At 72.8% G+C, this 13275-nt stretch carries 7 protein-coding genes and 1 riboswitch; all 7 genes read left to right on the forward strand.

All coding sequences use genetic code 11. The annotated features are described in order from the left end of the window. Positions 1–5 precede the first annotated feature (5 nt). The 7 genes from dnaE (at position 6) to OHA34_RS37695 (ending at position 13236) form a co-directional block, all read left to right on the forward strand. A complete protein-coding gene (gene dnaE / locus OHA34_RS37665) occupies positions 6–3536 on the forward strand; it encodes a DNA polymerase III subunit alpha (protein WP_329520264.1) in 3531 nt (1176 codons plus the stop codon). After that, positions 3533–3778: a hypothetical protein gene (locus OHA34_RS37670; protein ID WP_329520265.1), complete on the forward strand. Its 246-nt coding sequence runs from the start codon at positions 3533–3535 to the stop codon at positions 3776–3778. Before dnaE ends, OHA34_RS37670 begins: the two co-directional genes overlap by 4 nt. 2 nt (positions 3779–3780) lie before the next feature. After that, positions 3781–5355, forward strand: a complete 1575-nt coding sequence (locus tag OHA34_RS37675) for a FadD3 family acyl-CoA ligase (RefSeq protein ID WP_329520266.1) — start codon at positions 3781–3783, stop codon at positions 5353–5355. A 129-nt stretch (positions 5356–5484) separates the two neighbouring features. Continuing rightward, positions 5485–7410: a PP2C family protein-serine/threonine phosphatase gene (locus tag OHA34_RS37680; protein ID WP_329520267.1), complete on the forward strand. Its 1926-nt coding sequence runs from the start codon at positions 5485–5487 to the stop codon at positions 7408–7410. A gap of 501 nt (positions 7411–7911) precedes the next feature. Further along, positions 7912–8049: riboswitch (cyclic di-AMP (ydaO/yuaA leader) on the forward strand. Further along, a complete protein-coding gene (locus tag OHA34_RS37685; protein WP_329520268.1) occupies positions 8038–8832 on the forward strand; it encodes a CHAP domain-containing protein in 795 nt (264 codons plus the stop codon). Its footprint overlaps the riboswitch before it by 12 nt. Positions 8833–9074: 242 nt before the next feature. Beyond that, complete coding sequence (locus OHA34_RS37690) at positions 9075–11969, forward strand: bifunctional glycosyltransferase/CDP-glycerol:glycerophosphate glycerophosphotransferase (protein ID WP_329520269.1); 2895 nt, start codon at positions 9075–9077, stop codon at positions 11967–11969. Next, positions 11953–13236, forward strand: a complete 1284-nt coding sequence (locus OHA34_RS37695; RefSeq protein WP_285936438.1) for a glycosyltransferase — start codon at positions 11953–11955, stop codon at positions 13234–13236. Before OHA34_RS37690 ends, OHA34_RS37695 begins: the two co-directional genes overlap by 17 nt. Positions 13237–13275: the final 39 nt, after the last annotated feature.

The following is a 13275-nucleotide window of genomic DNA, read 5'->3' on the forward strand; positions in this document are numbered from 1 at the left end:
GCGGGGTGAAACGGCCATTCACGCACCTGCACGTCCACACCCAGTACTCGCTGCTGGACGGCGCGGCGCGGCTCAAGGACCTGTTCGCCGCCTGCGGCGAGATGGGCATGACCCACATCGCCATGACCGACCACGGCAACCTGCACGGCGCCTACGACTTCTTCCACCAGGCCGCCGCCGCCGGCGTCACGCCGATCATCGGCATCGAGGCGTACGTGGCGCCCGGCGCGCGGCAGGACAAGCGCAAGATCCGGTGGGGGCAGCCGCACCAGAAGCGGGACGACGTCTCCGGCTCGGGCGGCTACACGCACAAGACGATCTGGGCCACCGACCGGACCGGCCTGCACAACCTCTTCCGGCTCTCCTCCGACGCCTACGCCGAGGGCTGGTTGCAGAAGTGGCCGCGCACCGACAGGGAGAGCATCGCCCGGTGGTCGCGGGGGCTCGTCGCCTCGACCGGCTGCCCCTCCGGCGAGGTCCAGACGCGGCTGCGCCTCGGACAGGACGCCGAGGCGCTGCGCGCGGCGGCCGAGTACCAGGACGTCTTCGGCAAGGACGGGTACTTCCTGGAGCTGATGGACCACGGCATCGAGATCGAGCGCCGCGTCCGCGACGGGCTCCTCGACATCGGCCGGAAGCTCGGCATCCCGCCGCTGGTGACCAACGACTCGCACTACACCCGCGCGGACGAGGCGACCGCGCACGACGCCCTGCTGTGCATCCAGACCGGTAAGAACCTCACCGATCCCGACCGGTTCCGGTTCGACGGCACCGGCTACCACCTCAAGCCGGCGGAGGAGATGTACGCGATCGACTCCTCCGACGCCTGGCAGGACGGCTGCCGCAACACGGCCCTGATCGCCGAGCGGGTCGACACCACGGGCTGGTTCGAGAAGCGCGACCTGATGCCGCGGTTCGACGTCCCCGAGGGCTATACCGAGATCACCTGGTTCCGGGAGGAGGTCGAGGCGGGGCTGCGCCGCCGCTTCCCGGGAGGGCTCGGCGACGGGTACCGCGAGCAGGCCGAGTACGAGATGGACGTCATCGTCCAGATGGGGTTCCCGGGCTACTTCCTGGTGGTCGCCGACTTCATCATGTGGGCCAAGACCAACGGCATCGCGGTCGGCCCCGGGCGCGGCTCGGCGGCCGGGTCGCTGGTGTCGTACGCGATGGGGATCACCGACCTCGACCCGATCGAGCACGGGCTGATCTTCGAGCGGTTCCTCAACCCCGAGCGGGTCTCCATGCCCGACGTCGACATCGACTTCGACGAGCGCCGCCGCGGCGAGGTGATCCGGTACGTGACCGCCAAGTACGGCGCCGACAAGGTCGCGATGATCGGCACCTACGGCACCATCAAGGCCAAGAACGCGGTCAAGGACTCGGCCCGGGTGCTCGGCCACCCGTACGCGCTGGGCGACCGGATCACCAAGGCGATGCCGGCCGACGCCGGCGGCAAGGGCATCGACCTGAACGGGATCACCGACCCGTCGCATCCGCGGTACGCCGAAGCGGGCGAGGTCCGCGCGATGTACGAGGGCGAGCCGGACGTCCGGCAGGTCATCGACACCGCCAAGGGCGTGGAGGGGCTGGTCCGGCAGATGGGCGTGCACGCGGCCGGCGTGATCATGTCCAGCGAGACGATCACCGATCACGTCCCGGTCTGGGTGCGGCACTCCGACGGCGTCACCATCACCCAGTGGGACTACCCGAGCTGCGAGGCGCTCGGCCTGCTCAAGATGGACTTCCTCGGCCTGCGCAACCTGACCATCATGGACGACGCGATCGCGCTGATCGAGAAGAACACCGGCGTCGCGCTCGACCTGCTCGCCCTGCCGCTGGACGACCCGGAGACCTACGCGCTGTTCGGCCGCGGCGACACCCTCGGGGTGTTCCAGTTCGACGGCGGCGCGATGCGCTCGCTGATGCGGCTGATGAAGCCCGACGGGTTCGAGGACATCACCGCCGTCACCGCGCTGTACCGGCCGGGCCCGATGGGGATGAACTCGCACACCAACTACGCGCTCCGCAAGAACGGCCAGCAGCAGATCACCCCGATCCACCCGGACCTGGAGGAGCCGCTCAGGGACGTGCTCGGCCTCACCTACGGGCTGGTCGTCTACCAGGAGCAGGTGCAGAAGGCCGCCCAGGTCCTCGCCGGGTACACGCTCGGCCAGGCCGACCTGCTGCGCCGCGCGATGGGCAAGAAGAAGAAGGAGGTCCTCGACAAGGAGTTCGTCCCGTTCCGGGACGGCTGCCGTGAGCGGGGCTACTCCGACGAGGCGATCCAGGCGGTGTGGGACGTGCTGGTGCCGTTCGCCGGATACGCGTTCAATAAGGCGCACGCCGCCTGCTACGCGCTGGTGTCGTACTGGACCGCGTACCTGAAGGCCAACCATCCGGCCGAGTACATGTCCGCGCTGCTGACCTCGGTGCGCGACGACAAGGACAAGTCCGCGGTGTACCTGAACGAGTGCCGCCACATGGGCATCACGGTGCTGCCGCCGAACGTGAACGAGTCCGAGGCCGACTTCGCCGCCCAGGGCGACGACGTCATCCTCTTCGGCCTGACCGCCGTGCGGAACGTCGGCCGCAACGTCGTCGACGCGATCATCCGGAGCCGCGGGGCCGGCGGCCGGTACGGCTCGTTCCCCGACTTCCTCGACAAGGTCGACGCGGTCGCCTGCAACAAGCGCGCCGTCGAGTCGCTGATCAAGGCCGGGGCGTTCGACGAGCTCGGGCACACCCGCAAGGGCCTCACCGCGGCGTTCGAGCCGATGGTCGACGACGCGGTGCGGGTCAAGCGCCGGCGGGCCGAGGGGCAGTTCGACCTGTTCGGGACCCTGGCCGAGGGGGACGGCGGCGGGCCGGGCGGCGTGCTGGAGGCGGCCTTCGCCGCGGACGAGTGGGACAAGGCGCACCTGCTCGCGCAGGAGCGGGAGATGCTCGGCCTGTACGTCTCCGACCATCCGCTGTTCGGCGTCGAGCACGTCCTGCGCGAGGGATCGGACGCCTCGATCTCCCAGCTCACCGGCGGCGAGCACGCCGACGGCGCGGTGGTGACGATCGGCGGCATCGTGTCGGGCCTCCAGCGCAAGATGACCAAGAAGGGCAACGCCTGGGCGATCGCGACCGTCGAGGACCTGGCCGGGGCGATCGAGTGCCTGTTCTTCCCCGCGGCCTACCAGCTCGTGTCGGCCCTGCTCGCCGAGGACACCGTGGTGTTCGTGAAGGGCCGGCTGGACAAGCGCGAGGATGTGCCGCGCCTGGTCGCGATGGAGCTGACCGTCCCCGAGCTGGACGCGGCGGGCGAGGGCGCGCCCGTCCGGCTGGAGATGCGGGCCGCGCGGGTGACGCCGCAGTCGGTCGGTCAGCTCAAGGAGATCCTCCAGGCGCACCCGGGACCCGCCGAGGTGCAGCTCTGGGTGCGCGGCCGGCACAAGACGACCGTCTACCGGCTCGCCTTCCGGGTCGACGCACGCCCCGGGTTCTGGGCCGACCTCAAGGCCGCCATCGCCGTGACCCGCGCCCCGTGACCCATGCCGCCTACGGCTCGACCGTGATGTCGCGGCGGACGACGCTGCCGCCGGCGGAGGCGGCGGGCGCCCATCCCGCCCGGCTCGCCGAGCCGGACGGCCGGTTCGCCGCCCCCGTCTTCCCCGGTGATCGGCTTCACATCGCCGCGTGGCAGGATGACGGCGCGCTCGGCTTCACGGTCTCGGTGGGGGACCGGACCGTGATCTCCGGAGGCCGGGCCCGGTGGCACAGAGAGCGGTGAGCATGGACGAGCACGCCTTGATGACCATTCCGGCGATCCTCGAACGGGTCGCGCGGGAGATCCCGGACGCCGAGGCCGTCGTGGACGGCACCGTCCGGCTGACCTACGCCGGGCTGCGCGCCCGCGTCCGCGTGGCGGCCAGGGCGTTCATCGCCGCCGGGATCGGGCCCGGCGACCGGATCGCGATCTGGGCCCCCAACGGCGTCCCGTGGATCGTGACCGCGCTCGGCGCCGCCTGCGCCGGCGCCGTCCTGGTCCCGGTCAACACCCGCTACAAGGGCGAGGAGGCCCGCTGGCCGCTCACCCGCAGCGGCGCGCGGATGGTCTTCGTCGAGGACGGCTTCCTCGGCAAGGACTACCTGGGCATGCTCGGCGCCGGCACCGAGGGGGCGCCGGAGGGCGTCACCGCCGTCACGTTCGGCGCGACCGCGGGGCCCGGCGCGACGGCGTGGGAGGACTTCCTCGCCGCGGGGGCGGCCGTCCCGGAGGCCGAGGCGGACGCCCGCGAGGCGGCGGTCACCGCCGACGACATCGCCGACGTGCTGTTCACCTCCGGCACCACCGGCCGCCCGAAGGGCGTGATGTGCACGCACGGCCAGGACGTGCGGACCTATCTGGCGTGGAGCGGCCGGACCGGGATCCGCCGCGGCGACCGCTACCTGATCGTCAACCCGATGTTCCACTCCTTCGGCTACAAGGCGGGCGTGCTGGCCTGCCTGCTGGTGGGCGCCACGATGGTGCTCCAGGACGTCTTCGAGGCGGCGGAGACGGCCCGGCTGATCGAGGCCGAGCGGATCACCGTCCTGCCGGGCCCGCCCACGATCTACACCTCGCTGCTGGACGCGCCGCGCGAGCGCGACCTGTCGTCGCTGCGGCTGGCGGTGACCGGCGCGTCGACCGTCCCGGTCGCGCTGATCAGCCGGATGCGGGCCGAGCTGTTCCCCGAGGTGGTCACCGCCTACGGGCTGACCGAGTCGTGCGGCACCGTCACCGCCTGCTCGCTCGGCGACGACGACACGACCGTGGCCACCACCTGCGGCCGGCCCATCGAGGGCGTCGAGATCGTGATCGCGGGCCCGGACGGGACGCCGGTGGAGCCGGGCGCGTCCGGCGAGGTCATGGTCCGCGGGCACAACGTGATGCGCGGCTACCTCGGCGACCCGGAGGGGACCCGGGAGACCATCCGGGACGGGTGGCTGGCGACCGGCGACCTCGGCCGGCTCGACCCGGCCGGCAACCTGATCATCACCGGGCGGTCCAAGGACATGTTCGTGGTAGGCGGCTTCAACGTCTACCCGGCCGAGGTCGAGCAGGTGCTGGCCCGGCATCCGGCGGTCTCCGAGGCCGCCGTGATCGGCGTCCCGGACGAGCGGATGGGCGAGGTCGGCCGTGCCTACGTGCGGGCCCGGCCCGGCACCGGACCGGCCGCCGCCGACCTCGTCGCGCACTGCCGGGACCTGCTCGCCAACTTCAAGGTGCCGCGCGAGATCGTCTTCGTCGCCGAGCTGCCGCGCAACGCGGCCGGCAAGGTGGAGAAGGCGCGGCTCCCAGGTAGTCCCCTGGTGTCGGGAAGGTGAAGAGCCCCGTATAAAACGAAAAACCGGGGCAAAGATCTGGACTGAGAATGAAGATAATGAGAAAGGCCCTACTCGGGCCTATGTACCTTTCTTCTTCCGGGGGCATGAAATGCCGGATGGGGGAGAAGGGTGACGGAGTCTCGGGACACGCGGCCGGACCCGGAACCGGGTACGGCACCGGAACTGGCCGATCTGCGGGGCGCGGCGCACGACCGCGCGATGCTCGCCGAGGCGCGGGTCGTCCTGGCCGGGCGCCTCGGCGTCCCGCCCGGTGAGGCGCTCCAGCATCTGATCTGGCTGGCGCGCGACCTCGACCTCGACCTGGGCGAGGCGGCGGCGCTGGTCGTCGGCGTGCGGGGCGGTGAGAGCCCGGTGAGCGCCTGGGACCTCACCGGCGCGGAGGCGCCCGCGCCGAGCCCCGTCGAGCGGGCCGGCGCCCACCTGACCAATGCCGAGCAGGCCGAGACGCCCGCCGCGCGGGAGATCCTGCGGCAGGTCACCGCGGTCGACACCGGCGGCGACGCCGACATCATCGCCGCGCTCCCCGCCGACCAGGTGGCGCGGGCGGTGCTGGACGGCTCGTCCGACAGCGCCGCGCACCTGGTGCCGGTGCGCGACGACGGCGGCCGGGTCGTGGACTTCCTGTACGCCGAGCTCAACGAGACCGCCCGCGACCTGTTCGGCCGCGGCGCCGCCGAGCTGACCGGGCTCCGGCTGCTGCGGACCGACCCGGGGACCGCGCTGACCGGCCTGTTCGCGGCCTACACCGAGGTGCTGGAGACCGGCAGGCCCTACGGCCGCGAGCCGTTCGTGTTCTCCACCGCGCAGGAGGGCCTGGCCCGGACGTCCCGGATGAGCGCGCGGTGCGTCGCGGTGCCCACCGGGGTCTGCGTCACCTGGCACTACTACCACGAGGAGGACCGGGTCCGGCGCCGTCTCGAACGGGTCGAGCGGCTCGCCCAGATCGGCTTCGGCGAGTGGGACCTGGTCACCGGCGAGGCCGAGTGGACGCCGCAGATGGCCGCCAACTACCTCCAGGACCCGAGTAACAAGCCGCCGGAGTCGGACGACCTGTCCAAGCTCGTCACCGATGAGGACGTGCCGCTGGTCGAGGAGGCGTTCCAGACACTGTTCTCCCGCCGCGAGCCGGTGGAGGTGGAGCACCGCGTGACGACCCCCGACGGCAAGCGCCGAAACCTGTGGGTGTTCATCGAGCCCGTGCTGGGCGAGTCGGGCCTGCCGGTCTCGATCAACGTCGTCTCGCAGGACATCACCCGGCGGCGCGGCGTCGAGCAGGCGCTCGCCGAGACCCGCCGCCAGATGCTGCGGCAGCAGGCCCGCACGGCACAGGAGCGGCGGGTGGCGGTCACGCTGCGGCGCGCGATCCTGCCCGACGACCGCGAGGTGGAGCCGCTTCCGGGGCTCGGCATCGAGGTCCGCAGCCTGGCCGCCGAGAGCGCCGCGCGCATCGGCGGCGACTGGTTCGCGACCCGGGCGCTGTCGGACGGCCGCGGGCTGTTCGCCATCGGCGACGCCGCCGGGCACGGTCTCCAGGCCGCCGCGGCGATGGCGCGGACCCGCAACGGCTTCCTCGGCCTCGCCTACACCGGCCGCCCGCCCGGACGCCTCGTCGCGTGGCTGAACGAGCTGGTCGGCGATCTGAACGCGGCCACCGGCACCTGCGTCGTCGCCCATTACGACTCTTCCCGGCGGGTGCTGCAATGGGCCTGCGCCGGGCACCCGCCGCCCATCCTGGTGCGCGACGGGCAGGCCGCCCAGCTCAGCATCGACCCCGATCCGCTGCTCGGCGCCGTCCCCGGGTACGACTACGCGACGTTCACCACCCGGCTGCTCCCCGGCGATCTGATCTTCCTCTACACCGACGGCCTCGTCGAGCGTCGGGAGGCCGATATCGACGCGCAGATCGAGCGCCTGACTCAGATCTTGCAGGATTGCGCGGACGGGCCGGAGCCGGTCCTGGACCAGGTGCTGGACCGAATGGAGCACGACCGGGCGGCCGACGACACCACGATGTTCGCCCTCCGGGTGCGCTGACGGCCCCGGCGCCGGCCTCGATCAAGGAATGGCGGCGGCGGGTGTGGCGCCCGTCACCGCCAAGGTAAAGAATCGGCCGGGCCGCTCAGGTAAAAAATGGCGCCCGCGGGCGGCCTCGAGGCTGCGGTCCAACTCGCGAAACCCCTTTGTCCAGGCGCCTTCCGGGCCTTGTCGCGCCTCTGCGGGCCTCCCCTTGATCGGATTTCCGGGAAGGAACCCGCGCGATCGGGAAGGGGCGGCGGGGCCGGTCTGTTGGTGTCCTATAGAGCAGGCTTTAGGGACCTGAGGGGGACCTTGGTGCCCGGTTTGCTTTTCATGAGAAGGTTGATACCTTCTATTCAAATCTCGCAGCGCGTTCCATGCGTTGTGGCCGGTCGTGCTCAGACATGACCGGCGGCCGCGGAGCCTGGGTGCCCGCGGCGCGCGGCCCCATTGTTCCGCGCTTCATCTCTCACGAGATCAATCCGACAGCCGGCACCGCCTCCGCGGTGCCCGTGGCCAAATCCGCGTCCGCCACCACGGGGACGGGAACCGGGGACCCAACTTTCCAGGGGTGAATCGGCGCGCCCAGCGCGTGCCGTAGGGCGACTTCCACGCCCGAATCCGTCAGCTAACCCGGTAGGCGCAATGGAAGACAAGGAGATCGTCAGCATGCCCAAGCGCAACAGTGTGAACTTCCTGCCCACCGAGAAGCTCGCCGCCGGCGTCGCCGTCGGCGCCGTGCTCGCCGGGTCCCTCGGGTTCGCGGTCGCCACCGGCGTGTCCGGCGACGAGGCCACCGCCGGGACAGCCACCGGTGCCGCGCAGGCCGCCGCGATGGCCGGGCCGCCCGCCAAGGCCAAGGCCAAGAGCGCCCACAAGAGCGCCCCCAAGATCGGCACCATGTCCAAGCAGAAGGCCGCCCAGGAGGGCTACTCCGTGGCCCCCCGCGCGGTGAAGTCCAGCGAAGTGATCAAGCTGGCCGAGAAGCAGGTCGGGATCAAGGAGGGGAAGAAGGGGCAGACCAAGTTCCACGACTGGTACGTCTCGTCCCCCGCCGCGAAGCAGACCGCCAAGCGTGACGGCGGCAAGGTCGCCGAGTACAACGGCGCCCAGTGGTGCAACATGTTCGTCTCCTGGCTGGGCGCGCAGCTCGGCGTGAAGAACATGGGCTTCGACGCCTACACCGTCGAGCACGCCAGCTGGCTGAAGAAGACCGGCCGCTGGGGCGACACCGCCAAGCCCGGGGCCATCGTCTTCTACGACTGGGACAAGGGCTCCAAGGGCAAGATCGGCGACATCGACCACGTCGGCGTCGTCGCCAAGGACAACGGCGACGGCACGATCAAGACCGTCGAGGGCAACACCTCCGACGCCGTGCAGAAGCACGTCCGGAGCAAGTCCCAGGTCGTCGGGTACGGGTACCCCGACTACGCCAAGTAAGCCCGCTCCCGCGCCACAGCTCCCGCGCCACAGGGCGCCCGCCAGGCCGTACCGGCCGCATGGCGGGCGCCCTTCGGCGTTCCTGGGGACCGGCGGGTCCGGAGGGATTCCTGGGGCCTTTCCCGATCCAGCGGCATTGTCGGCCGATGCGAATCATCGACAGGTTTTGAGGCCGGCTTGGACCTCCGCCCCGCGCTTCCTGGAAAGGAATGACGGCACGACGGACGTGCGGAGGGAGGCCGATGCGGGCGCGCCCGGATGTCAGCGTCGTGGTGATCGCCTACAACGACGCGCTGCGGCTGCCGCGGGCGGTCGGATCGGTGCTCGGGCAGTCCCTCGGCGGCGTCGAGACCGTCATCGTGGACGACGCCAGCACCGACGGCACCGGCGAGATCGCCGACCGGTTCGCCGCCGGCCTGCCGGGCCGGATCCGCGCGGTGCACCTGCCCGCCAACTCGGGCGGCTGCGGCCGGCCGCGCAACGTCGGGATCGAGCACGCGTCCGGCCGGTTCCTGATGTTCCTCGACAGCGACGACACCCTGGACCGGCACGCCTGCCTCAACCTCGTCGCCGCCGCCGAGGACACCGGCGCCGACCTGGTGTCGGGGCTGTGCGCCCGGATCCACCTGGACCGCGCCACCAAGCGCGTGCGCCCCTGGTATCCGTGGCTCTACGAGCGCAGGGCCGTGTACGGGTCGCTGCCGGAGAACCCGGACCTGCTCTACGACACGCTGTCGACCAACAAGGCGTACCGGCGCGGGTTCCTGGAGGACCAGGGGCTCCGCTTCGTCGAACGGCTCAACTACGAGGACCTGCTGTTCACCGCCGAGGCGTACCTGGCGGCCGGACGCACCGCGCTGATCCCGCACCGCGTCTACAACTGGCTGGTGGAACGGCGCGCGGGGGAGCAGTCGATCACCAACCGGCGGGCCGAGCTCACCAACTTCGCCGACCGGCTGGCGATCCACCGGCGCATCGACGCGCTGTTCCGGCGGAACGGCGCCGCCGACCTCAAGCTCGCCAAGGACGCCAAGTTCGTCAACCACGACCTGCTGCTGTACCTGCGCGAGCTGCGCAACCGCGACCCCGGCCACCAGTCGCGCGTCCTGGACCTGGCGGCCGGCTACCTGGCCGACCTGGACCCGCGCGTGTTCGACACCGCCAACGCGATGCCGGCGATCGCCGCCTACCTGGTGCGCGAAGGCGACCACGCGGGCGCGCTCGCGGCGGCGGAGTACGGGCGGAGCAGGAAGCACGAGATCCGCGCCGACCTCGTCGAGCTGGACGGCCGCGTCTACTGGGGCGGGACGATGCCCGACCCGTCCGGCCACCCCGTCCTGGACGTCACCGGCCTCGGCTTCCACCTGCGCCCGCTGAACGAGCTCCGCCCCGCCAACACCGTCACGGCCCTGGAGCTGCGCGGCGGCCGGGCGCACCTGGCCGGCCACGTGATGAACCCGCTCGGCCGGGTGCCGCCCGGCGCGCGGCTGACCGGGTCGCTGGAGCTGTACGACCGGCGCCGCCCGGGGCGCGCGGCCCGCGCCCGCGCCCGCGTCGCGCGGGTGGGGGACCGGCTGGAGTGGACGGCCGACTTCGACCCGGTGCGCCGGGTCCGGCCGCTCGGGTTCGCCGACCCGGTGTGGGACACCCGGCTCCGGATCCGGGTGGACGGCCAGGAGATGGTCACCCGTCCCGGCGACGGGACGGGCTCGCCGCCGCTCGACGGGGTGGCCCTGCCCGTGCGGCCCCGGCTGACCAGGCTCGCGGCGGACCGGCTCAGCTCCTACGTCACCGAGGCCGGGCACCTCGCCTTCACCCTGGACGGCGGCGGCCGGCGGGCCCGGACGACCCGGGCGCTGGTGCACCGCGCCGCCGCGAGCGCGGTGGGACGGCGCGGCTGGGCGCGGGTCCGGCGGTCGGCGCTGGCCGCGCGCCGCGCCGCGACCGCCCGGACGACCAAGACCACCGTGTTCAACCGGGTGCTGACCCGGCTGCCGGTCCGCGCCGGCTCGGCGGTCTTCGAGAGCCACCTCGGGCGGCACTACGCCGGCAACCCCAAGTACATCTACCGGGAGCTGCGCCGGTCGGGCCGCCCGGTTCGCGCCGTCTGGTCCCACAGCGCGGGCACCCGGGGCTTTCCGTCCGGCGCGAGGCTGGTCCGCCGCGGCTCGTGGGCGTACTACCTCGCGCTCGCGCGGGCCGAGTTCTGGATCGACGACCAGGGCTTCCCCGACCGCCTCCGCAAGCGCCGCGGGACCACCTACATCCAGACCTGGCACGGGTCGGCGTTCAAGCCGATGGGCTTCGACCAGCCCAAGATCAAGGGCGGCACCCCGGCGGAGCAGGCCAGGCTGCGCCGGATGGTGGGCCGGTACGACTGCTTCCTGATCCGCTCGCGGCACGACGCCGGCACCCTCGCCAAGGGCCTCGGTGTCCGCGCCGAGCTGCTCCCGGCCGGCTACCCGCGCAACGACCCGCTGGTCACCGGCGCCCGCGGCGACCCCGAGCTGGCCGCGGAGGTCGCCGCGCTCCGCCGCGCGCTGCGGCTGGACGACGGGCGCCGGGCCGTCCTCTACGCCCCGACGTTCCGGCACGGCGCGGGCGGACGGCCCGCCACCGGGCCCGGCCTCCCCATCGACCCGGTGCGGTTCGCGCGCGACCTCGGCGAGGACCTGGTCCTGCTGGTCCGCCCGCACTACCTGACCCGGATCGACGTCCCGCCCGGCGCCCTCGACGCGATCCGGGACGCCGGCGGCGTCCCCGACGTCACCCTGCTGCTGCTGATCGCCGACGCCCTGATCACCGACCATTCCTCGATCATGTTCGACTACGCGCTGCTCGACCGGCCGATGGTCTTCCACCTGCCGGACGAGGCCGACCTCGGCACCGGCTACTTCGACCTGGCCCGGTACGCGCCGGGGCCGATCACCCGCACCGAGGACGAGCTCGTCGCCGCGCTCGCCGGCCTGGACGCGGGCGGCGCGGCCCACGCCGGCCGGCGCCGCGACTTCGTCCGGCGGTTCGGCGAGCACGACAGGGGCACCGCCGCCCGCACCGTGGTGGACCGGTACTTCCCAGAACGGCGCACTCCTCAACGGCACTTTCCTGGAAGGGGCGAACGTGGCCGTACCGCGTGACGTGTTCATCGTCTGCAACAACACCGATGCCATGGGGGGCCTCCAGCGGTGGGCGCATCACCTGGCGGGGCTGCTGGCCTCCCGGGGCGCCAAGGTCACCCTCGTCGGCGTCACGCACGCCCCGGAGCGGCACCGGCACCAGCGCGGCGGCTCCTACTCGGTGGTGGCGCTGCACGACGCGTGGCATCCTCCGGCCCTGGCGTGGCGGCCGGGGTCGGTCCGCCAGCGGATGAACGTCCGGGCGCGGGCGCGGGACCTGTGGCGCACCGCGGCGATGCGGCAGGGCGCGGCGCGGCTGTCGTCGCTGTTCGGCGCGGCCCGGCCCGGCGCGGTCGTGATCGTGGCGCAGGTGTGGGCGATGGAGTGGGTCCGGCACGCCGACACCACCGGCCTCAAGATCGTCGGCATGTCGCACGAGTCGTACCGGGCGACGCGGCGCTCGACCCGGTACGCGCGGGTGCGCGAGCACTACGCCTGCGCCGACCGGTTCCTCGCGCTCACCGCCGAGGACGCCGACGCCTGGGCCAGGGCCGGGATGTCCAATGCCGACCACATGCCCAATCCGCTGCACGTCCTGCCCGGCCCCGCCGCCCCGCTGGACGCGCCGGTCGTCGCCTGCGTGGGGCGGCTCGCGCACGAGAAGGGCGTCGACCTGCTGCTGGAGGCGTGGGAGGAGGTCGCGGCCCGGCATCCGCGCTGGCGGCTGCGCGTGTACGGGGACGGCCCCGAGGAGGCGGCCCTGATCGACCGCGCGGAGGCCGCCGGGCTGGGGGGCTCGATCGAGTTCCGCGGTGTGACGGGCGACGTCGGGGCGGCGCTGGGCGGCGCGTCGGTGTTCGCGCTGCCCTCCCGCGACGAGGGATTCCCGATGTCGGTGCTGGAGTCGATGGCCCAGGGGCTTCCCACCGTGGCCTTCGACTGCGCACCCGGCGTCCGCGAACTGCTGGAGGACGGGGCGAGCGGGCTGCTGGTGCCGCCCGGCGACACCGTCGCGTTCGCCGCGGCCCTGGACCGGCTGATCGGGGACGCCGCGCTGCGCCGCACCCTCGGCGCCGAGGCGCGCGTCTCGGTGCTGCGCTACCACCCCGACCGGGTGCTCGGCCGCTGGGAGCGGCTCTTCGACCTGCTCCACCGCGAGCCGCCCGCCGGCGTCCCCGAACCGCTCCCCGGCCGGGCCCCGCGGCGTTCGGCCGGGGAGCGGTCGGGCGCGGGCCGTCCGGTCGTCGACCCGGCGGCGGCGTTCGGCGCCGAGACCGGCCCCGCCTGACCGAGGCCGGGCCGTCGCGGTTCTTTCTAACAACTGTTT

The organism is Spirillospora sp. NBC_01491 (assembly GCF_036227065.1).
GTDB classification, from domain to species: Bacteria; Actinomycetota; Actinomycetes; order Streptosporangiales; family Streptosporangiaceae; genus Spirillospora; species Spirillospora xylanilytica.